This is a genomic window from Roseateles noduli, assembly GCF_050626985.1.
Classification (GTDB): domain Bacteria; phylum Pseudomonadota; class Gammaproteobacteria; order Burkholderiales; family Burkholderiaceae_C; genus Roseateles; species Roseateles noduli_A.
In genome coordinates, this window is sequence record NZ_CP192463.1 from 4,610,426 (window position 1) to 4,632,123 (window position 21,698).

Sequence of the window (21,698 nt, forward strand, 5' to 3'; positions counted from 1 at the left end):
TCGACGATGTGGGCATGAATCAAAGCTCGCTTGGTTTTGACCCGCTGCCCAAGAAGACCCGCAAGGAGATCTTCCTGGACGAGATGAACAGCGTCGTGCCGTGGGCCGAGCTGGTGGCGCTGATCCAGCCGTACGCGCGAGGCGCGCATCAAGCCCTGGGAGGGCGTCCGCCGTTCCCCATCGAGACGATGCTGCGCATCCATTGCCTGCAGCTGTGGTGGAACCTCAGCGATCCGGCCATGGAGGAAGAGCTTCATGAGCGTCCGCTGTATCGGCGCTTTGCCGGTCTGGATGGTGCCGCGCGCATGCCCGACGAGACGACGATCCTGCGCTTCCGGCACCTGCTGGAGAAGCAGAACTTGGCGCCGCAGGTGTTGGCCTTCATCAACGCCGGCCTGGCTCAGCAAGGCTTGATGCTCAAGACCGGCACGGTGGTGGATGCCACCATCATTGCCGCGCCGAGCTCGACCAAGAACAACGATGGCGAGCGAGATCCGGAGATGCATCAGGTCAAGAAGGGCAACGAATGGCACTTCGGCATGAAGGCACACATCGGCGTGGACGCCGATTCCGGCCTGGTGCACACGATCATCGGCACGGCGGCCAACGTCAACGACGTGACGCAAGCGGCGGGGCTGTTGCACGGGCAGGAGACGGACGTATTCGCCGACGCCGGCTATCAGGGCGTGTCCAAGCGCGAGGAGCTCAAGGACAGCAAGGTTCGTTGGCACGTCGCCATGCGTCCCGGGAAACGCCGCGCGCTCAATGGCGCAAACCCGGCGGACCAATTGCTGGAACGGGTCGAGCAGCTCAAGGCCAGTGTGCGAGCCAAGGTCGAGCATCCATTCCGGCTGATCAAGCAGCAGTTTGGCTATGCCAAGGTGCGCTATCGGGGCGTGGCCAAGAACACTGTGCGACTGACGATGCTGTGCGCGCTGGGCAATCTGTGGATGGTGCGCCGGAGGTTGTTGGAAGCGCAGGGATGAGTGCGTCTGCAACGCGCCAGACGGGCGCCGCGGCGGTCCAAGTCGCATCAAAACCCACCTGAAACTCCACACGACCAACCGCGCTCGAGCAGCTCATGAGCCCGGGCCAAACACTTGGGCTCAGACTGCGCGAAGGGTGGGTTTTGCAGACCGTCCCTAGGGGATGCGAAGCCAGACTTTGAGATTGCCCCCTGCACTACGACATCCTTGAGAGAAAACCGAAACATCGCCGGCATCGGAATGACTGAACCACCGTCGATCCGCACCAGATGCAGCCGTTCGAGCCGGTCCAGCGCCTCTTTGGCCAGGTAACCTTCAGAGCCTGCCTGTCGGGCGGCCACACGCCAGAGCTTCCCGAACCTCTCACGCACACCGGCAATGAAGCTCTCGACTTGGTCAATGGTCGCTGTGGGCGCTTCCACAGGGCCGTTCACTTCTGAGGCCTTCAAGAGCGAGCACAGGTACTCAGCTACGAGCAGCGTCACGTGTGCATCGGTGCCCTCGTCTGGCATAGAGACGTCGGTCAGCTGACCCTCAACGTCGACGAGCGCCGTCCCTTCGAGTCGCTGCTCCGGGGAAAGACCCGTCGCGTCGCAGATACGCCGCGCCATTGCCCCCCGTTGATTGGCGAAGTATGCGAGGCTCGCATCGTCCAACTCGTCCAAGTAGACGACCGGATCGTCGAGTAACCGACGTGCCAGCGCAAACCGCAGAACAGCCGTACGACCGTCCTCGCTGTCTGGTGCGTACTCGGCGCACAAGGCAGCCATCCGGTCATCGAACGTCACAGGCTGCTCATCCTCTGGCCAGGTTGACGGGCCGCGGGCGCACGCAAGCACATTGGCCAGCAGCCGACGGTTGACGTCGTAGAGCGCATCACCCTCACCACTGGAAACCTGGACGAAGGCCTCCTCGTCGCCGGCCACTCTCGAGAGCACCCCGAACTCCAGCAGCGTCTTACAGACGGCCACCAGCTCCTTGCGCTCATGGTGCGACTTGAGATCGAACGTGAAGGATCTGTTTTCCAACAGTGGGTCAGCCGCAGCGACCAGCAGCTGCTCGCCGAGCGTACGGAGCGTGACTTGAACATCCGCTCTATCGAGGACGTAGCAGGCGAGGCTGAACAGAACGTAGCGACGTCGATCGAAACCCGATAGCCCACGCGTGTCGTCAGTCGTATCGCCCGGCCGCTTCTGCAGCCGCACGCCTTCGCGGTAGCTGAGCAGCGGCCAGCCGGCCTCTCGCATATACCAATCGCCGAGTGCATCGGCATGCCGGCGCACCAGCGCGAAGTCAGGATGCATTGACGACATCAAGGGGGTCATCAATGTCGCGCGAATTGCGGCGCGGAATTCGTCTTGCTGCCGGTGCTGCTGCAAGCGCCCGATACTGCGGCTATCCAGAGACTTCTTCATCTTGTTCATGCATCGGAGATCGTGAGCAAGTGGTCTTGACCGCTGAACCAACCGTTTTCAGTTTCGATGACGGCCCGCGTGTCGGCACCAAGGGGTTCCAGCTTGATCTTGAGCAGTCCATCGCCCGTCAGGCGCTCCACGGCCATGTCAGGCCGGCGCTGTTCGGACAGTGCCTCCGCCAGCAGGCTAAGAAAGAGCGCGAACTCTTCGCGGTTGAGGACTCCTAGTTCGGACAGCTTGCCGGCCCGACCGGTTGCCAGACGCGCCCGAGCAGCTTCGACCTGCATGGCTTCCTGCCGAAATTGATTGGCGAGGGCTCTGCGTTCCTCAGACCGGTCTCTCTCACGCGGCAGTACACCGCGAGGACTGGCCTCGCCGTATTCACGCAATCGCGGATGAATTGCAAGCGATGGCCCGTTAGCCCAAGACGTGTTCGGAGAAACGCTTTCGTCGCTGGCCGGAACCAGCGAGAAGTGCCGTGCAGGGTTAAGCCCAAAAGCCGCGCGCGCCATCCGGTGCGTCTGGGAGTCGTTCTCGCAGGCGGCGAACCAATAGGCCAGGGCGCGGAAGTCCGCAGATCTGTCGCTACGCCCACTGCGCCGGTCGTTGACGGCGCCGATCGCGCTGAGCAGTTGCGGAATGGCCGTCCTTGCCCGCGCTCGCAAGTGATCTGATTGGGAGGGCTCATAGCCGGTGCTCAGAAACCAGCCGCGAAGTCCCTTCCAACGCTCGGTCCAAGTCTGCCAATGCCGAGTCGTCGCATCTAGGGCATCAGCTTCATTGCCGGGTGCCGCATCCGTCGCCTCGCGCTGCGCTACCTCCCAGAGAAGCGATCGCATGAATGGTTCAAGCGCAACAATCAACTGGCCGATGCTCTCCGAGCGCCGCACGAGATCACCCAGGAAGCGGTTGATGTAATCGATGAGCTGCTTCTTGTAGCGTGCCACGGTCGTGGCCTCCGCGCGCTGCAGATCGACTCCGCGAGCAACTCCCGACATGAACGCCTGCGCGTTCTCAGCCAATCCCTCGAACCGGTGCACCAGGTCCCGCAGCCCCTCATGGACCCTGATGACATCGGGCTGGCCCTCGGTGACGAGGAGATGAAGTGCCTTTAGCCGCGTCGCGATATCTTCGAGCGCTACCGACTGAAGTTCGGCGCGGTGCTTCATAGCCTCTGAGAACACCTCAAGCGACGATTCAACGGCTTCACCGCCCAACGAGAGTCGATAAAGGAAGCGCGCTCGGTAGAAGTCGGCCAAGTTCGAGACCCGCGTCGTATCCGGCTGGGACTCCAAATTGCCCCAGTCCGTCAGCTGCTGCAGCGCTAGCGCAAGCTCCTCAGGCATGGGTCGAGCATCACCCCAAGCGCCCTCCAGCAAGATCTCGTCCGGCCTCAGAGAAAGCCTGAACTGACGTCGTGCCGAGGCGAAGACACCCAAAATGCTTCGATAGAGGCGAGCCTTGTCAGCCGTCACGTGGCTGAACAGCTTTGTGTGTTCTTCCTTCATGGAACCTCCTCCCCAGGCGGTCGCGGCGAAGTCGACGAGAAGCGAACGGTGCCGATGGACGTCAAGCTGACACGCATCGGCGCTCAATTAGGACGTTGTCAATAGCTCATGGCGTGAGCTAGCAACCCCTATCGAATTCATTAAGCGCACAAAGCATCTAGCGTGCCCCACCGCCGCTGTAGCAACGATCACCCTTATTCGTTAGCTGGCGGCAGCGTAGTCAGCGCCTCCTGCTTGAAGACTGCGCTTCGTGGCAGGATCCCACTCGCCACGACGTTTTCTACGATGGTCGCCGGGTCGGCAACAAAGAACGTCAGCACCAACCCTCGCCGGGCGCGAGTGCAGCAGACGTACAGCAATCGCAGCGTTCGGCTCCAGGTGTTTTCGTCACCGTCCTGGGCTCGTGCACGATCTGCAGCACGGGCATCAGCGCTGGCGAAGACCCGCTCGTAGTTGTAGGTTCGGTAGTCGCTCTCCTCCTCGTCCATCACGACGATGACGCGGTCGAACTGGGCGCCCTTCACGCCGTGCTGCGTGGCATAGGGGGAGCCTTCTGAGACATAGCGCTCATAGGGCCGAAGCTCCTGTGCAGCGCACCCGAAGAACTTGAGCATTGCCCCATCCGATGATCGCCCTTCGGTAGGCGCTGCACCGGCGGTCTCGGCCTCTTGAGCAACATCGCCAATGCCTCCGACGAACCCAAGTACACGCTCATAGCGCTCGTCGAACCCGAATAGGCCGGCGTCGCGGAGATGGAGAGCAATATCGCCAACGGTGGCGTCTGCCTCATCCAGCATGGCGACAAGTCTCAAAACGGCGGCGTGCAGTTCTCGCAGCACATCTGCGGCACGGCGGCCGACCAGTGCGTCAGGCGCCAGGCGCGGGCTGAACTCTCGGAGCAGGTTCATTGCTGCGAACTCGTTGCCGGCCTTCACGGCTACAACGATCGGTAGCGCGAAACTGAGGAAGGGTCGAACGGGCCAACCGGTGCCGTCCTGCATCCCCTGCTTCATGGCCTCCGACGTCTTGTCGTTCAGCGCCGAGTAGATGCCGCCGAATCCGAGCCGGTTGGCGGCCATGCGGTGCACGATGACAAGAATCTTGACCGCGTTGTCTGGGGTCGTCCAACCCTCGTCGTTGTTCGTCGCCGTGTTCCACGCCCGGACTCTTGCCAGGGCCTCCGTTCGGTTCAGCGTGTTCGGCAGGACGAACATCCGGGCTGAGCCTTCCACCGGCTTGAGGTTCCCATCGACCCTCTCGTGCAGCCCGCGGACTTGCTCCATGCCGTCGCCCTGCGCGCGCACGGCGTTAGCGACGTCAAGGATCTGCTTGGCGCAGCGAAAGTTCTCCGGTTTCGTGATGGCTCGCCAATGGTCTTCGAGCGGGATGTCCCCTGCGCCTCTCATGAAGATCGACTGCATAGGGTCGCCAAAAAACCCGAGGCAGAACTTGCCCCGCATCTGAGCCTCCACTTCCTTGAAGGACTTCACCACGCCCGGGAACGTGTCCTGACTCTCGTCGATGAACACGAATGGGTAGTTCAGCGCCACGACCCGTCGGAACAGCGGGCGGTTTTGCAACAGGAAGTCGGCGAGCTGAAGGATGTCCTCGTGACCGAGGATGCCCTTCGCGTAGTCACTGCCCACGCCGTAGTTGAAAGTCCTGACGTTAGCCACAGCCTCCAGGCTTCGGGTATAGCGCTCCTGGTCGGCCTTGTTCCTGTCGCGCGTGGTCTGCCGAACACGCGAGCCGTAGTTCTCGAACTCTTCTTCCAGCTCGGAGAGCCGCCTGCTGATGTCGTTCTGCAGCCAAACCTTGATGTCGGCCTGAAATGTCTTGGCAATGGACCAGTAGAAGCTATGGATGGTCGAGACATGGACCAGCGGGTCGTCGTTGACGTCCGCCAGGATTTCGTTGGCGGCGAGGTCGGTATACGTGATGCACGCGACCTTCTGTTTCTTCGCCCGCATGCTGGCGCCGTGCTCCGACATCACCCAGTCCAGCGCCTTGATGAGGGAGGTGGTCTTGCCGGAACCAGCGCCGGCACGAACCACGAAGGGCTGCGGCGGCGTCGCGGCAATGCACGCGTGGATCTCGCGGTCGGCGTCGGTGTCCGGGCTATCGACTCGCCGGGAGTGTCAGAAATTCTGTGTTTGAGGCGCTTTTACGAGGCTACGAGCCGGCCCTTGTGAACCGGTCTGCGTAGAGGATGGCGAACTGGTTCATTGCCTCTCGCCAGTTCTTGGCGGCGCGCCCCCAGTCGGCCGTGATGTTGCGCAAGGCCAGCCAGAGTAGCTTGCTCGCCGCGTCGTCACTAGGGAAATGGCCACGCGACTTGATGATCTTGCGCAGCTGCGCGTTGATGCTCTCGATGGCGTTGGTCGTGTAAATCACCCGCCGCACCTCCGGCGGGAAGGCGAAGAACGGGATCACGCGGTCCCAGGCCCTGCGCCAGGCAGCGACCACGGTGGGAAATTTCTGGCCCCAGGCGCTTGCCTCGAAGGCGTCCAACTCTGCCGCAGCGGCCTCGGCGCTTGGCGCCGTGTAGACCAGCTTGATGGCCGCGGCCAGCGGCTTGCGATCCTTCCAGTTGGCGTAGTCCAGGCTGCTGCGAATCAGGTGCACGATGCAGGTCTGCAGCGTCGTGGCCGGATACACCGCGCTGAGCGCCTCCGGCATGCCCTTGAGCCCGTCCGTGACCGCGATGAGGATGTCGTTGACACCGCGCGTCTTCAGGTCGTTGAAGACCTTCATCCAGAACTTGGCACCTTCAGTGCCTTCGATCCACAGCCCCAGGATGTCGCGCGTGCCGTCTGGCAGGACACCCAGCGCCAAGTAGACGGCCTTGTTGCGCACCACCGCGTCCTCGCGGATCTTCACGCGCAGCGCGTCGAAGAACACTACCGGGTACATCGGCTCCAGCGGCCGCGCCTGCCAGGCGCCCACCTCCGCCATCACGGCGTCGGTCACGCTGCTGATCAACTCAGGGCTGACGTCCACGCCGTACTGCTCGGCCAAGAAGGCCTGCATCTCCCGTACGGTCATCCCGCGCGCGTACATGGCGATGATCTTGTCGTCGAAGCCGGTGAAGCGGCGCTCGTGCTTGGGAATCAGCAGCGGCTCGAAGCTCGAATCCCGGTCGCGAGGAACGTCGATGCGAAGCGGCCCATCCTCGGTCAACACCGTCTTGCCGGTCTTGCCGTTGCGCAGATTCTTCGTCGTCTCGGGCTTGTCGGCTCCGCTTGGATAGCCCAGGTGGAATCCCAGCTCCGCGCCCAACGCTCTCTCGATCAGGGCCTTCTTGAACGCCATCGAAGCGGCATTCACTTCCTCGCCAGTCATCGGCTGGCCCTTCACGATCTGGTCGATCAACTCATCGGGGATCTTGGGCAACGCGGCAGACTTGGCCGCAATCGCGGCGTTCCTCAGCTTGGTCTTGCTCAGAGGTTTGTCGATTGGCATAAATGCTCCGGGTTCGGGTCATGTTATGCCTCGCACACAAAATTCAGGACAGGCCCGACTCGCCTGCTCATGTCGTCTGCCCCTCGCCAGCAATGACAGCGACAACACCGGCTGCAGTCGGCTCAATCGTCGCGACCTCCGTGGCGATGGCCGCGTCCGCCTCAAGCTCGTGGGCCACTTTGGCTTCGAGCCAGGCCAACCCCTCGGAGATGTACGCGGGAACCTTCCAGCCATTGAGCGGCCCACTTGCGAGGACCTCCAGCGCAAAGCGGGTCTTGTCGAAGTTCTTGCCGACCACCCTGTCGTGCAACTTCTCAGCCAGCTCCTCGGGGCTGCTGGGCGCGCGCCTGAGCTTGAGACCGACCGCCCGGTTGGCCTCAGCCTGGCACCAGTCGGCGTTCTCAAGACCAAAGGCCTCCTCGAGAGTGCGGCCGCAGAGCTGCGAGGTCGCCGCACCCACCGTCACAGAAACCTTGGTCTGATAAGCCACTCGAACCTCAGCGCTGGAACCCTCGGCCAGCAACAGCGTCTTTTGCTCCGCCGTGACTTCCCAGAGTTCGGCCACTGACCGCTTCTTCGGGATCCAGCTGATGAGGGTTTGGTTGGACGTGACGGCACCTTCCACGTGCGCATGGCAGGTGCTGCCACGCTTCTTGGACTTCTTCTTGCCGCCCGGTTCTGCTTCGTCGTCGTCTTCGAGCTCGAAGGGCTTCAGGTCGTCGTCCTCGTTATCTCCGTCGACGGCGCCGCCAGCTCCTGCGCCTTGCGCGGCGGCGTCCGTCTTGACCGTCACGCTGTCTAGATCCGTGATGACCAGCGTCGTGAGTCCAACGAAGGCGATCAGTTCCTGGAACCGATGCGCGAACGCGCCACCAACTTCAAGAATGGTCAGGGCAGAAGAACGCAGGCGCTTGGCCGCCGACTCGATCATGGCCGGCAAGAGCAGGCGTTCGACGTTGCCTTCCACCAAGATGACCGCGTCGGAAAAGAAGAGGTCGCAGTGCGTCAGCTTCAGATACCGCTGCAGGAATTCGCGCGCTTGAGCGTCGGCCGCGCCCGTTTTGAATAGCGACAGATTGCGCACGTCCGTGTGATGGTCCAACTGGTCGCTGACGCGGCGGAAGTACCGGATGGGCGAGAACCCGCGTTCATAGAGGATGTGCGGGGAGTGCATGGTGATGACAAGCTGCGTGTGGAAAAACGTAGCGTGGTCGTTGGCATCCTCAAGGAGGCGCAAAACGTTCCTGATGAAGAATTGCTGGATCTGCGCGTGCAGATGCGCCTCAGGCTCTTCAATGAAGACCAAATGCAGCGGCGCCCGCTTGTCCTCCTCGGCCTTCCACTGCTCGTGCAGGTCGAGCAGTTCAACCACCATGTAGACCAAGTTCTTGAACCCGAGGCCGTTGTAGCTGTCGGGCAGTTGAGCGGTAGCCGCACCCGGAATCACGTAGTGGACCTTGGCGTCCTGCCCCAGGACGGTGGTCGGATCCAAGGCCGCCCGAATCACGATCTCGGGATTGTTCACGCCCGGATAGCCGAGCTTGGCGAGGCGCTTGAGGGTGTCACTGAAGACTTCTTCCAGGTGGAAGTTCAGTTCCTTCTCCGAGGTGTCGAGCGCCTTGAGGGCCGCGTGGTCGTCGCCACGCTTCTCCAGGTTGCGGTGATAGAACCTGCTCAGGCGTCGCGACAGGCTCTCGGCGCGATCAGAGCTGCCGGCATCCGGATCATCGAGGTGCCGCTGCGCGCGCAGGAAGTCCACTCTCACCAGCGACTTGAGAATGGCCGCGCCGCCCGGCTCCTTGCCTAGGGGCAGCGGCTCGTAGTCGGCTTCCTTTGCCTGATAGCCGACAAAGGCGCGCTCATCGAGCACGTAGTAGCGGAACGTGTATTCCCTGCTCAGCTCCTTCGTGAGGTATTTCGTGAGGCTTTCCGGCCAGGGCTTGTACTCGCCAGGGTCAGCTACCACCGCAGCCGCATGTTCCGCGCCCGCCTCCCCGGCTGCCTCGCGCCTGGCCGCAAGCGCGATCGCCGCGTTGTTGGCCTTCTCATGCAGCTCATGGAACTTCCGGACGAGCGCGTGGGCATCCCGAGGCTCGAACGCCACCCGGATCCCGACGCACTTTCCGTCCCACTCCGTGCTTGGCAGCAGCGACATCGCAGTGGCGAGGTCATCTTCGCCGACGCGGAACCAGAGATCCAAGAGGATGGACGGCAACTTCTCGGGCGCGTCCTCATCGCCTGGGGGCGTCCTGCCGATGGCGTCGATCTCGGCCCACAGCGCCGCGCTAAAGTCGAACAGCTCGAATTTCTTCGCTTCCCCACGGAGCATCGAGTACAGCCCTTGGACGGCGGACGTCTTTCCGCTGTTGTTGGCGCCAACGAAGATGGAAATCTCGTCGTCGAGCTCGATGACAACGTCGCGCAGTCGGCGGTAATTCTGCAGCCGATAGGCCTGTAGCTTCATGATGACCTCCCTCGAAATGTCGATGGGGAGGCTTTATTGAGCGCGCCGGCCGGCAGCGTTCCTGAGAGCGTCAGCGCTCTTGCCTCCTCACTGCATCTAACGGAATTTTGCGGCGAAACCCGACATCGGGCTTACGCGACGAACGCCATGCTGATTTGCCGCCAGCATGTGCAACGCACATACCAATTGTTTAATGCGCGATTGAGAGACTCGTCCTGCCTGCCGCCAGCGCTGAGAAGGTTCTCCGCGAGCCGAACAAGTGGCTTAACAGCCCCGTATGCCGCAAGCACCTCGTCCAGCTGCTTTCGATTCATGTGGGCGTAGGCGGGCTGTAGAAAGCTCAGCACGAGTCCGGCGCTTGTTCCCACGTGCTGCCACCAGTGATGGTCTCGTGAAGGTAGGTTGAGAAGGCCTTGGCCGCATCCCACGATGCCATCCCGTGCAGCGAGATCCTTCCCCCATGGCTCTCGAGGATCTGATGTAGGTCCGGCCTGAAGCGCACCACAAAGTCCAGCGTGTTGTAGGACCCTTGTGCTTCGAGGTTCCGATTGCCGTGTGCGCTGGCAAGCGCGTCGTCGTTGCCGTCCGACTCGACGAACACACCATCTAGGTTCACTCTGCGCCTCCGTACGTTTTTCAGGGAGCGGTGAACCTGTAGGGCGCAAGAAGCTTCATGTGCTCCTTGGTTGGGTTCTTCCAGCTGAAGCCACCATTGGCCCAAGAGTCCGTATTCACCAAGCGCCCCTTGGCTGCTCCCCAGGCGAGCAGGGCATCCATCATGAGGTCGTGTGGGTAGACATAGACGTCATCGCCATGCCTGAAGGCGATGTGCAGATCTTTGTCCGCGTACTTCTTGTTGATCTCAAAGCGGCCTTTCTGTTGCACCTTGAGGAAGGTCTTGCCGTCGACGTGGCTAGCCAGAAAGTCGGCGCCAAGCCAGTCGTCGTTGAGCGGGATGCAATTGAAGCCGTAGTCGGCCAGGCGCGCCGCGATCTTGTGGAAGTTGTAGGTCTCCTGTTGGGGCGAGTTCAGCTCCGCGTAGCGGACGTGCGTGTACCTTTGGCTCATCGCTTCTTTGCCTTTTTTTCCTCGTAAAAGATGGCGTCGAGCATCGCTGCCCGTGCGCGCCACACGGTTTGCTCGGTCGGGTCGGTAGGTTCCGGTGATTGCCACCAGGGGGCCTCCCGCAGGCGGAGGACCACCTCGCCCCAGTAGCGCTCGTAGTCGAACTGGTCCGCCCGCACGATGCCGACATCCTTGGCCAGCTTCTTGATGTTCTTTGCGTCGACGCATAAGAAGACGTCAGGTCTCTTCATCGCCAGGAGCCGAGTGGCCGTTCCGAGGCCGTCACGACCCTTGAGGTAGGCCTTCAGGTACTCCTTGATGTAAGCGTCGTAGTGTTCCTTGCGAACCTCGCCGGTGCTGGGGATCTGGTCCAGCGCCAACGAAAACGCCTCGTGCTCGTCGTTGATGAGACCGTAGAAGACGCCGGCCCCAGACATGCTGCCAAACCATTCGGAGTTCTCGATGGTCTTGCTGGCAAGGCCTGCGATGCCACGACGAGCGTCGAAGGGGATGTCGTTGAAGTGCGCGTGCTCGTCGAACTGCTCGCGAACAGTGTTGAGCATGGCCAGGCGCGCATTGAACCCGTGGGTCTTGTCCATCTCTTTGACCATAGCTAGGTAGCTAACCCAGTCCATGGACATGACATTGGATAGAACGGCCGGCTTGGACGTCGGCCTGCTACCGAAGACGTCAACGACCTTTTCGAGCTGCCGTGCTTTGAGCTTCCAGAGCCCGCGATAGCGGTCGGCTTCCTGCTGGGTGATAGTGGTGCCATCCGTCACGTAGCCTTTGATCACGTCAGCAATCTCGTGCCTTAGATCGGGCTGACCGTCGTCGCTGGTGATGAGTATCGACAGCTCCGCGTTCTTCGTGAGGCCCCCGACCGTCAAGTTGGGACTGCCGACGACGACCTCCCAGGCCTCGGAGCTCCAGAACAGGTAGACCTTCGGATGGAAGACCCCGTCCGGCTGGAGCATGAACTTGACCTTGGCCGAGCCGACGAACGCGTCCAGGACGTCAGGGTGGGTCTGATAGAAGTGCGTACCGATTGCTGCGCCAACTATCTGCTCCCGGCGCTCGACCAACGCTCTAAAGACGTTAGTGTCTGCCGACGCCCATGCAGTGGCGAAGGCAACTTTCGGGTACTTCTTGATTAGCCGCATGAGCTGCTTGCTCAGATCGGCATTGGTGCTGATGACCTTCACGCTCCTCCCTGTGGACGCTTCTACTTTGGACTGGTCGCGTCTGTGCGTGAGGTTGTAGCAGGATTGCGCGGTTAGCACAGACGGCCAAGGGATTCCAAACTCTGACATTTGCATTCGCTGAAGCTGGAGGGGCCGGTTCGATACATTGACCTTCAGTTCGAAACCTTGTTATCAGCTCCCAACTGCCATGCCCCTCCGCGACCAGACCGTCCCCGTCACTCCCTTCCGCCAGAACTGCTCGATCGTCTGGTGCGACGTCACGCAGGAAGCCGCGATCGTCGATCCGGGCGGCGAGATCCCGCGCCTGCTTGCCGAGGTCGAGCGCCTGGGCCTGACGCTGAAGGCGATCTGGCTGACCCACGCCCACATCGACCACGCCGGCGGCACCGGCGAGCTCGCGCGCCTGCGCGGCCTGCCCATCATCGGACCGCATCAGGGCGACCAGTTCTGGATCGACGGACTGCCGCAGCAGTCCGCGATGTTCGGCTTCCCGCCGGCCGAGATGTTCACGCCCACGCGCTGGCTCGAGGACGGCGACACCGTCCAGATCGGCCACGAGACCCTCACCGTTCGCCACTGCCCCGGCCACACGCCCGGCCACGTCGTCTTCCACTCCGCGAGCGCGAAGCGCTGTTTCGTGGGCGACGTGCTCTTCGCCGGCAGCATCGGCCGCACCGACTTCCCCGGCGGCGACCACGACACGCTGATCCGCTCCATCAACGAGCGCCTCTGGCCGATGGGCGACGACACCGTCTTCGTGCCCGGCCACGGCCCGGAGAGCAGCTTCGGCGAGGAACGCCGCACCAACCCCTTCGTCGGCGGGCGCTGGGGCTGAGGCCTCGCCGTCTCCCGACAGCGTTTGCAGCGGCCTCCGGGCGCCCTCAGAGCGGCGACAACCCCGTATCGAGGAACCGCGATTCCGGGAAGCCCCGCAGCGCCAACGCGGCGAGCTCCACGAGCTCCTCGAAGCTGCGCTCCTTCTGCAACACCGCCACGCCGCCCATGCGGTCGGCCGAGTCGGTGAGCTCTTCCCCGATGTAGCCGGTCGTGATGATCACCGGCACCGCCGGCAGGGTCGCGCGCACCGCCACCGCCAGTTCCAGGCCGTTCATGCCCGGCATGTTGAAGTCGGTGATCAGCAGCTGCACCGGCACGCGGCCCTGCTCGATGTCCGCCAGGCAGTCGGCCGGCTCGGCATAGGTGCGGACGTCGTAGCCCGCCTTCTTCAGCAGCGCCTCGACCATCATCAGCACGATCGGATCGTCGTCGACATAGAGCACATGCTCGCCCGTGCCGGGGTCGGCGACCCGCGCCAGCGCCGCCGTGTCCAGCGGCGCCGCCTCGCTGCCCACCACCGGCAGATAGACCGAGAACACGGTGCCCTTCCCCGGCCGCGACTGCACGTCGATCGCGCCGCCGTGCGCATGCACGATGCCGTGCACGATGTGCAGCCCCAGGCCCGTGCCCTGACCCCGCGGCTTGGTCGTGAAGAAGGGCTCGAACAGCCGCTTCACCACGTCCTCCTCCATGCCGTGACCGTCGTCGCGCACGCTGAGCTCCGCGTAGTGCGTCGGCGCCACGCGGCCGATCGCGAACGCGTGCGGCACGTCGAACTGCACCGCGCGCAACCCGACATGCAGCCGCCCATGGCCGCCCGGCATCGCCTGCCAGGCGTTCGTGCAGAGGTTCAGCACCACCTGCTGGACCTCCGCCGGATCGACCGTCGCCACGCAGTCGTCCCCGTGCAGGTCCACCGTCAGCCGCACCGACGCCGGCAACGTCGAGCGCAGCAGCCCGATGCTGTCCTCGACCAGCGGGCGCAGGCGGTGCTTGGACAACTCATGTCCGCCGCCCCGCGCGTAGGCCAGGATGCGCTGCACGATGTCGCGCGCCCGGTCGCCGGCCCGCTTGATCTGCTGCATGTGCGCGCGCAGCGGCGACGCGGCCGGCAGCTCGTCGAGCATCATCCCCGCGTGTCCGAGGATCGCCGCCAGGATGTTGTTGAAGTCGTGCGCCACGCCGCCCGCGAGCGTGCCCAGCGATTCCATCCGCTGGATGCGCATCAGCTTCTCCTCGAAGTCCACGCGCGTCAGCTCATCGGCCTTGCGCATCGTGACGTCGATGAAGAGCACCACCAGGCCGTGTTCGCAGGGAAAGGCCCGGCACTCGAACCACTTGCTGAGGCGGGCGTTGAATTCCTCGTAGATGTGCGCGGCCCGCGTCTGCATCGCGGACCGGGCCTCGACATCGAAGCGCTCGCCCATCGCGCCGGCCAGGCAGGTCCAGTAATTCCTGCCGATCAGCGCCTCGCGCTGTCGGCCGCTCGCGCGCTCGAAGGCAACATTGACGAACTCGATGGTCCAGTCGTGTTCCAACAGGATGACGGCGTCGGTGACGTAGTCGAGCGCGGCTCCGACGTGCGCGGCGCCTTCCTCGGGTGCGGTGGATGCACCCGACCCGTGCGACGACGGCTCCTGACCCGGCATGTGGCCCCCTTCTGGACGAGGCGCCAGTGTGGACCCCGTGGGCCGCGTGGGCAATCGCTGTGCCAGCACCTAACCGTAGGGAAGCCCGATGGCATCGGGCTTTCAAGCCATCAGACCCCGAAAGGCGCGGCGTGTCTCCCCGTGCTTGCCCGTGGTCCGTCGCCGACGTCCGTCAGGACCTAGCCGCCGGCGCGGGCGGCTGGTAGCGCTGGTCGGGCTTCGCGGCGCGGGCGTAGAGGCCTTGCACACGCGGCAGGGTGCGCTCCATGTCGCGGATCCGCGTCGGCCCCGACGGGTGCGTGGACAGGAATTGCGGCGGCGCGCCCTTGCTCGCCTGTCCCATCTTTTCCCACAGCGTGATGCCCGCGTGCGGGTTGTAACCGGCGCGCGCCGCGAGCTCCATGCCGACCAGGTCGGCCTCGCTCTCGTCCTCGCGGCTGAAGGTCAGCGACAGCAGCTGCCCGCCGATGTTGGCCACGCCGCGGCCGAAGTCGCCCAGGCCGAAGATCGCCGCGCCCAGCTGGATCGCGCCGCTGGTGGCCATGTTCTTGCCCATGCGCTCGCGGGCGTGTTCCCGCAGCGCGTGGGCCATCTCGTGGCCCATGATCATCGCGACCTCGTCGTCGCTCAGTTGCAGCTGCTGCAGGATGCCGTAATAGAACGCGATTTTCCCGCCCGGCATGCAGAACGCGTTGAGCTCCTTGCTGCCGATCAGGTTCACCTCCCAGCGCCACTGCTGCGCGCGCGGGTTCCACGCCGCCGCGAACGGGGTGATCCGCTGCGCGATGGCCCGCAGGCGGATCAACTGCGGGTTGTTGGCCGGCGCCAGCGCCTTCTGCGATTGCGCCTGCCGCATCATCTGCACGTACTGCTGCTGGGCGGCGGCCTCGACCTGCTCGGCCGAGATCAGTTTCGTGAAGCGGCTCTGCTTGCCGACATCGACCCCGTCCTGGGCCCAGGCGGGCGACAGCGCCATGGCGCCGCCGGCCGCGATCAGGCCGGTGAACAGGCGCCGCGCGGGCTGGCGCGGCGCGCCGTCGGCGCCGCAGCGGCGGCAATCGCAACGACCGAAACCGTAGGCGGGGGTCGACGGCAGGTGCACGTCGGCATCGGGAGAGAAGTCAGCATCAACCATGGCGAGATTCTAGGCAGGCGACAATCCCGGTCATCATGTCCCAGTCGCCACTGATCACGTCGTCTCCGACCTGCGCCACCTCGCCGCTCGACCCGCAGGAGTTCCGCGCGGCGCTCGGGATGTTCGCCACCGGCGTCACCATCGTGACCGCGCGCGCCGAGGACGGCACCTTGGTCGGCCTGACGGCCAACTCGTTCAATTCCGTCTCGCTGTCCCCGCCGCTGGTGCTGTGGAGCCTGGCGCGCCGGGCCGGATCGATGCCGGTGTTCAGCCGCGGCTCGCACTACGCGATCAACATCCTGGCGGCGGATCAGAAGGAACTCGCGCAGCGCTTCGCCACGCGCGACATCGACCGCTTCGCGGGCGTGAGATTCCGGGAAGGCTGCGGCGGCGCGCCGGTGCTGGAGGGCTGCGCCGCCGTCTTCGAATGCGCCAACCGCAGCCAGTACGAGGAAGGCGACCACGTCATCTTCGTCGGCGAGGTCGAGGCCTGCACCCGCGCCGAACAGGCGCAGCCGCTGATCTTCCACGGCGGGCGGTACTACACCGAGCTGCCGATCTGAGCGGACGAGCTGAACGGACGACCTGAGCGGCCGTTTCGACCGCTCAGTCGCCTGCGCTGCGCCCGACCGGCCAGAACGGCGCCATGCGTCGCACCATGCGCCACCGCCACATGGCCAGCACGACGGCCAGTGGTGCCGTGATCGCCACGACATGCCAGGGCATGATCTCGAAGAACCGGTTCGCGCCGATGCTCAGTCCGGCCACCAGCATCCCTCCGAGCATGAGCAGGACGGCCTGCGTCGCTCCCGGCTGACGCTTGCGCGACCAGTCCTGCCACAACAGCAGCCCCGCGGGCAGCGCGACGGCGGCGAAATGCAGGCCCATCAGCGGCTGTTCGCGCGGCCAGTCGCCGGGCACGAGCGCCACCATCAGCGTCAACACCGCCGCCCCGAAGCCCAGCACCAGCAGGAACTGCGTCAGCATGCGGCGCGCGAACACGCGGTTCATCGCCTCGCCGCGCGGCATGCCCGGCACGAGGGTCAGCAAGGACTGCTCCATCCGGGTCCGTCGCAGCATCGCGGAGAGGCTGAGCGTCGGCCCGAACAACGCGCACATCACGCCGAACGAGGCACCCGGCAGCGCGTTGTGCAGCACCGTCGCGGCGCGCGGCGCGGGCAGCCAGTACAGCACCGCGAGTTCCGCAAGCAGCAGCGCCAGGAAGATGACGGCGGCCACGCCCACGGTCGCCGACCAGTGCAGGTTCCGCATGGCGGCGATCTCGGCACGCGCCGCCACGCTGTCGGCCGTCGGCGTGGCGGTGCGGATCAGGTGGCGGGTCCAGGTCGGCAGGCCCCAGGTGAACGGTTTGGCGAGGAGGCGCAGGATCGGGTGGACGGGCGGCCGCGCGGCGCGCGTCGCGCAGGTCGCCTTCATCGACATCAGGTCGCTGAACATCTTGGCCGACTGCCAGGAACGCAGGTGCGCGGGACCGCCATCCTGGAACAGGTGCCAGAGGATCACGCTCAGCGCGATCATCGCCAGCGCGGCCTGCGTCACGGGCTGCTGCTCGTGCCAGTCGCGCAGCACCGCGACGGTCTCGCGCCAGACGACGGTGTCCTTGAGCAGCGCGCTCGGGATCCACGGAAAGACCCAGAACACGAACCAGGTGATCGGCCAGCGCAGCGCCGTGGAGAAGCTGACCAGCACGGCCCCCGCCAGCATCGTGAACAGCGGGAAGTGGCCGAACACGGCATGCAGCAGCAGCCCGGTCGCAATGGCGATCAAGAGGAACAGGGCGACCCCGACCTCGCGCAGCAGGCGCAGGTGACCGGGGACGAGACGCGCGGTGACCGGGTGGTTCTGCATGCTCAACGCGCTGGCACACATCCACCACACGAATTGCAGGGCGATCGCGACCGTGATGCAGAACGCGCCACCCGCGGCGGACGCGGACTTCATCGAGGCCAGGCCCGTGATCGCGGCCAGCGGCAGCAGCAGCCACCACATCCGGCGCAGCGGCCGCACCGTCGCGCGCAGCACCGCGAGGTGCCCGCCGGCGCCGGGCAGCGGGAGCGCCGCGTTCATCGCCGCGTTCATTGCGTCAGCTCCAGGAAGAGGTCCTCGAGGCTGAGCGCCTCGCAGCGCAGCGCGGCATCGACTTGCGGGAGCTTCCCCTCCGGGAAACGCACCAGCCAGCGCGGCTGCTCGCCGAGGTCGCGCCGGCTCAACACCTGACCCCCGTGCGCGTCGACCGCCGCCTGCAGCCGCCCCAGCGGTCCGGCCAGCAAGCGCACCTCGTCCGCCAGCGCGTCCTGCGGCGCCTGCAGCGCGATGCGACCGCGGCTGAGGAACGCGACGTTGAAGGCCACGCGCTCCAGGTCCGACAGGATGTGCGTCGAGAACAGCACCGTCGTGCCGCGGTCCAGCACCTGATCGACGAGCTCACGCAGGAAGTCGCGGCGGCCGGCGGCGTCGAGACTGGCGACCGGCTCGTCGAGCACCAGCAGATCGGGCTCGTGCGCCAGCGCGCGGATGATGGACAGCCGCTGCTGCTGGCCCTGCGACAGCTGGCCGATGCGACGGTCGCGCGGGATCTCCCAGCGCGACATCAGGCCGTCGACCTTCGCGTCGTTCCAGCGCGTGTAGAAGCTGCGGAAGTAGCGCAGCAGGTCGCCGGCCTGGAAGTCCTCGAACAGCGCCGCCTGCTGCGGCACGTAGCCCAGCCGTGCGCGCAGCGCGTCGTCCGGGGTCAGCGCCGGCTGGCCGAAGAGACGCACCTCGCCGGCCTGCGGCTCGCGCAGGCCCAGCAGCGTCTCCAGCAGCGTGGTCTTGCCCGCGCCGTTGCGGCCCAGCAGCCCGACCACCTGCCCCGGCGCCAGCGTCCAGTCGAGGCCCGCCAGCACGCCCGGCTGGCCCTTGAAGTCGACCCTCAGGCCGCTCGCGCTCACCGGCGGCGCGGCGAGGGCGTCATCGGCCAGCGCCCGGCTCTGCGCCGGACTGATCGTCATCGAGTGATCGAGCGTCTCGTGCAGTGTCTGCTTCAACGTGTGAGTCATCGCGTCTCTCCCTGGTCCTCGAGCAGCGCCTTGAACAGCGCCAGCACCTGATCCGCCGGCAGCTCCAGCTGGCGCGCCTCCGCGGCGGCCTTCTCCAGCGTGGGGCGCAGCAGCTCCACGCGGCCGCGCGTCTTCATCGCCTTCTGATGCTGCGCCGCCACCACCATCGGCAAGCCGCGGCGACGCTCCACCAGCCCCTCGGCCTCCATCAGCCCGAAGGCCTTGGAAACCGTCATCGGATTCACCGCCAACGCCTGCGCCAGCTCGCGCACGGACGGGATCTCCTGCCCCGCCACCAGCTGCCCGCTGGCCACGCGGCGGCGCAACTGCTCCACCAGCTGGCGGTAGATCGGCTCGGGGGAGCCCGGGTTGATGCTGAAGAGGAGGTCGGCGTCCATCGGCAAGTGGCGACTGGCGGCGCCGACGGCATCGTCAGCGTGTATCAGTACAGTAATACACAACAGGACGATGCGTCAATCCCGCAGGCGGCGGAGGACTTCACTCGGTGACCGGACTTCTTCCGGGAGACGTCTAGTGGAGGGCCGCGCGCTCATCGCGCCTTGACGATCCCGCGATAGAGCAGCGCGGTGGCGGCCAGGCCGACGGCCGCGGCGCCGCTCATCCAGAGACCGGGCGCGGCCTTGTCGCCGGTGGTCTGGATCAGCCAGGTGGAGACCAGCGGCGTGAAGCCGCCGAAGATGGCGGTGGCCAGGCTGTAGGCCAGCGAGAACCCCGTGGTCCGCACTTCCACCGGCATGATCTCCGTGAGCGCGACGATGGTGGCGGCGTTGTAGCTGGCGTAGAGGAAGGACAGCCAGAGCTCGACGGCAAGCATGCGCTCGAAGCTGGGCGTCTGGACCAGCCAGGACATCGCCGGATAGGCGGTCAGCAGCGTGAGCAGGCTGAAGACGACGAGCAGCGGCCAGCGGCCGATGCGATCGGACACCGCGCCCATCACCGGCAGCCACACGAAGTTGGACAGGCCGACGCAGAAGGTCACCAGCAAGGCGCTGGTGGCGGAGAGGTGCAGGACGGACTTGCCGAAGGTCGGCGTGTACACGGTGATCAGGTAGAACGACACCGTCGTCATGACGACCAGCATCATCCCCGCCCCCACCAGGGCCCAGTTGCGCAGCATGGAGGCGACGATCTCTCCGATCGACGGGTGGTGCTTGCGGGCGAGGAAGGATTCCGTCTCCACGAGCGAGCGGCGGATCTGGAACACGAAGGGCAGGATCAGCGAGCCGACCAGGAAGGGGATGCGCCAGGCCCACTCGCTGATCTGCGCGGTGGAGAACCACTGGCTGATGCCATAGCCCAGCGCGGCGGCGACCATGATGGCGGCCTGCTGGCTGGCGGACTGCCAGCTGACGTAGAAGCCCTTGCGGCCGGGCGTGGCCATCTCCGCGAGATAGACCGACACGCCGCCCAGTTCCACCCCGGCGGAGAAACCCTGCAGCAGGCGGCCGGTCAGCACGAGGACCGGCGCCAGCACGCCGATGGTCGCGTAGGCCGGCGTGAAGGCGATCAACACGGTGCCGCAGGCCATGATGGCCAGCGTCAGGATCAGGCCCTTGCGGCGGCCGATCTTGTCGATGTAGGCGCCGAGGATGATCGCGCCCAAGGGCCGCATCAGGAAGCCCGCGCCGAAGGTCACGAAGGTGAGCATCAGCGAGAGGTACTCGCTGTCGCTGGGGAAGAAGGTCTGGGCGATGGAGGTCGCGTAGAAGCCGTACAGGAAGAAGTCGAACATCTCCAGGAAGTTGCCGCTGGTCACGCGGAGCACCGCGCCGAGCGCGGCGCGGCGGGGCATCCTGGGCGGCGTCGTGGTCGACGTCGACCCGGTCAGAGTAGTCATGGCAGTCTCCGGTATCGGTTTTTCTCTTGTGGGGCATCATGCTTTTCCTTCAAAGTTGCGGGAAGTGCAAAGAACGGAACGATTGATGCGCCATGAGAATCAATTTCGACCTGGGTGAACTCGCGGCCTTCGTCGCGGTGGCGGAGCGGATGAACTTCCGGGCGGCATCGGAGGCGCTGTTCATCTCGCCGTCGGCGCTGAGTCGTCGCATCGACCGCATCGAGGAGGCGCTGGGCGTGCGGCTCTTCGACCGAACGACGCGGCGGGTGAGCCTGACCGAGGACGGGGAACAGTTCCTGACCCATGCGGGCGAGGCGCTGGCCGCGCTGCAGAGCGCGATCTCCGACGTGGGCGACCGGGCGGAACGCCGGGCGGGGCTGGTGACCGTGGCCTGCATCCCGTCGGTGGCGAATCACCTGCTGCCCGAGGTGCTGGCGCAATTCGCGAAGCTGCAGCCAGACACGCGGATCAAGATGCTGGACCACAGCGCGCCGCAGGTGCTCAAGGCCGTGGTGGAGAAGCAGGCCGACTTCGGCGTCAACTTCCTCGGCGCGCAGGAGCCGTCGATCGACTTCGCCGCCATCGTGAAGGAGCGCTACGTGCTGGCGGTGCCAGCGCGGCACAGGCTGGCGACGCTGCGCTCGGTCGGGTGGGAGGAGTTCGTCGGCGAGCGCTTCATCTCGCTGGCAGCCGATAGCGGTAACCGGATGCTGCTGGACAACGCGGTGGCGCAGGCCAAGGCTCGGCCGGTGACGCATGTCGAGGTGAATCACGTGGAAGGGGCGCTGGCGCTCGTGCGGGCGGGGCTGGGCGTCAGCGCGATTCCGCGGCTCGCGCTGACCGGGACCTCGTCGAAGGACCTGGTGGGCGTGCCGCTGACCCGGCCGCTGGTGAGCCGGACGCTGGGCCTGATCTCGCGCAAGGGGCATCGGCTCTCGACCCAGGCCGAGGTGCTGGCGAAGCTGCTCGTGCAGGCGCTGAAGAAGGCGGGCGTGGCGCAGGACGCGACGCCGAAGGACAGCCGAAAGGGCGCTTCATCGGCTTGACGCGGTGGG

Annotated in this window: 18 protein-coding genes; 4 read left to right on the top strand and 14 right to left on the bottom strand. The window is 65.2% G+C overall.

Translation table 11 applies throughout. The features are described 5' to 3' along the window. Positions 1-14 precede the first annotated feature (14 nt). The gene (locus ACQ4L4_RS20000; RefSeq protein WP_431100633.1) at positions 15-986 is read left to right on the top strand and encodes an IS5 family transposase; all 972 of its coding nucleotides are present in this window, start codon (positions 15-17) and stop codon (positions 984-986) included. Positions 987-1,033: 47 nt separating this feature from the next. Here ACQ4L4_RS20000 and ACQ4L4_RS20005 read toward each other — a convergent pair whose 3' ends face one another. From ACQ4L4_RS20005 to ACQ4L4_RS20040, 8 genes are all read right to left on the bottom strand, one after another. After that, positions 1,034-2,410 carry a TIGR02678 family protein gene (locus ACQ4L4_RS20005; protein ID WP_431100634.1) on the bottom strand — a complete coding sequence of 459 codons (1,377 nt, stop codon included), beginning with the start codon at positions 2,408-2,410 and terminating at the stop codon, positions 1,034-1,036. Beyond that, positions 2,407-3,909 (bottom strand): TIGR02677 family protein, encoded by a 1,503-nt coding sequence (locus ACQ4L4_RS20010; RefSeq protein WP_431100635.1) that lies wholly within the window; start codon positions 3,907-3,909, stop codon positions 2,407-2,409. The genes ACQ4L4_RS20005 and ACQ4L4_RS20010 overlap by 4 nt, the downstream gene beginning before the upstream one ends. Positions 3,910-4,103: 194 nt before the next feature. After that, positions 4,104-6,002, bottom strand: a complete 1,899-nt coding sequence (locus ACQ4L4_RS20015) for a UvrD-helicase domain-containing protein (protein ID WP_431104978.1) — start codon at positions 6,000-6,002, stop codon at positions 4,104-4,106. Between the two features lie 79 nt (positions 6,003-6,081). Continuing rightward, positions 6,082-7,371 (bottom strand): IS256 family transposase, encoded by a 1,290-nt coding sequence (locus ACQ4L4_RS20020; protein ID WP_431100636.1) that lies wholly within the window; start codon positions 7,369-7,371, stop codon positions 6,082-6,084. Positions 7,372-7,438: 67 nt separating this feature from the next. Beyond that, positions 7,439-9,835 (bottom strand): AAA family ATPase, encoded by a 2,397-nt coding sequence (locus ACQ4L4_RS20025; RefSeq protein WP_431100637.1) that lies wholly within the window; start codon positions 9,833-9,835, stop codon positions 7,439-7,441. A 340-nt stretch (positions 9,836-10,175) separates the two neighbouring features. Next, on the bottom strand, positions 10,176-10,451 hold the full coding sequence (locus tag ACQ4L4_RS20030; protein WP_431100638.1) for a hypothetical protein: 276 nt from the start codon (positions 10,449-10,451) through the stop codon (positions 10,176-10,178). A gap of 20 nt (positions 10,452-10,471) precedes the next feature. Continuing rightward, entirely contained in the window at positions 10,472-10,903 is a 432-nt protein-coding gene (locus ACQ4L4_RS20035) for a hypothetical protein (RefSeq protein WP_431100639.1), read from the bottom strand. After that, entirely contained in the window at positions 10,900-12,105 is a 1,206-nt protein-coding gene (locus ACQ4L4_RS20040; RefSeq protein ID WP_431100640.1) for a hypothetical protein, read from the bottom strand. Before ACQ4L4_RS20040 ends, ACQ4L4_RS20035 begins: the two co-directional genes overlap by 4 nt. A gap of 187 nt (positions 12,106-12,292) precedes the next feature. Between ACQ4L4_RS20040 and ACQ4L4_RS20045 the strand changes: the two genes are divergently transcribed. Then, complete coding sequence (locus ACQ4L4_RS20045) at positions 12,293-12,940, top strand: MBL fold metallo-hydrolase (protein ID WP_431100641.1); 648 nt, start codon at positions 12,293-12,295, stop codon at positions 12,938-12,940. Between the two features lie 46 nt (positions 12,941-12,986). Here ACQ4L4_RS20045 and ACQ4L4_RS20050 read toward each other — a convergent pair whose 3' ends face one another. Both ACQ4L4_RS20050 and ACQ4L4_RS20055 read right to left on the bottom strand, forming a co-directional pair. Next, positions 12,987-14,591 carry a hybrid sensor histidine kinase/response regulator gene (locus ACQ4L4_RS20050; RefSeq protein ID WP_431100642.1) on the bottom strand — a complete coding sequence of 535 codons (1,605 nt, stop codon included), beginning with the start codon at positions 14,589-14,591 and terminating at the stop codon, positions 12,987-12,989. Positions 14,592-14,763: 172 nt separating this feature from the next. Continuing rightward, positions 14,764-15,726: a M48 family metallopeptidase gene (locus ACQ4L4_RS20055; RefSeq protein ID WP_431100643.1), complete on the bottom strand. Its 963-nt coding sequence runs from the start codon at positions 15,724-15,726 to the stop codon at positions 14,764-14,766. A 35-nt stretch (positions 15,727-15,761) separates the two neighbouring features. On the opposite strand from ACQ4L4_RS20055, the gene ACQ4L4_RS20060 reads away from it, so the two are divergent. After that, a complete protein-coding gene (locus ACQ4L4_RS20060) occupies positions 15,762-16,289 on the top strand; it encodes a flavin reductase family protein (protein ID WP_431100644.1) in 528 nt (175 codons plus the stop codon). A gap of 43 nt (positions 16,290-16,332) precedes the next feature. Here the strand turns inward: ACQ4L4_RS20060 and ACQ4L4_RS20065 are convergent, their stop codons facing one another. The 4 genes from ACQ4L4_RS20065 to ACQ4L4_RS20080 form a co-directional block, all read right to left on the bottom strand. Then, positions 16,333-17,826: a hypothetical protein gene (locus ACQ4L4_RS20065; protein ID WP_431100645.1), complete on the bottom strand. Its 1,494-nt coding sequence runs from the start codon at positions 17,824-17,826 to the stop codon at positions 16,333-16,335. Continuing rightward, entirely contained in the window at positions 17,823-18,785 is a 963-nt protein-coding gene (locus ACQ4L4_RS20070; RefSeq protein WP_431100646.1) for an ABC transporter ATP-binding protein, read from the bottom strand. The genes ACQ4L4_RS20065 and ACQ4L4_RS20070 overlap by 4 nt, the downstream gene beginning before the upstream one ends. Continuing rightward, entirely contained in the window at positions 18,782-19,183 is a 402-nt protein-coding gene (locus tag ACQ4L4_RS20075; RefSeq protein WP_377159271.1) for a GntR family transcriptional regulator, read from the bottom strand. Before ACQ4L4_RS20075 ends, ACQ4L4_RS20070 begins: the two co-directional genes overlap by 4 nt. Before the next feature lie 152 nt (positions 19,184-19,335). After that, complete coding sequence (locus ACQ4L4_RS20080; RefSeq protein ID WP_431104979.1) at positions 19,336-20,598, bottom strand: MFS transporter; 1,263 nt, start codon at positions 20,596-20,598, stop codon at positions 19,336-19,338. 137 nt (positions 20,599-20,735) lie between these two features. Here ACQ4L4_RS20080 and ACQ4L4_RS20085 point away from each other — a divergent pair, with 137 nt between their 5' ends. Then, positions 20,736-21,689, top strand: coding sequence for a LysR substrate-binding domain-containing protein (locus ACQ4L4_RS20085; RefSeq protein WP_431100647.1), 954 nt, complete (start codon positions 20,736-20,738; stop codon positions 21,687-21,689). The last annotated feature ends 9 nt before the right edge of the window (positions 21,690-21,698 follow it).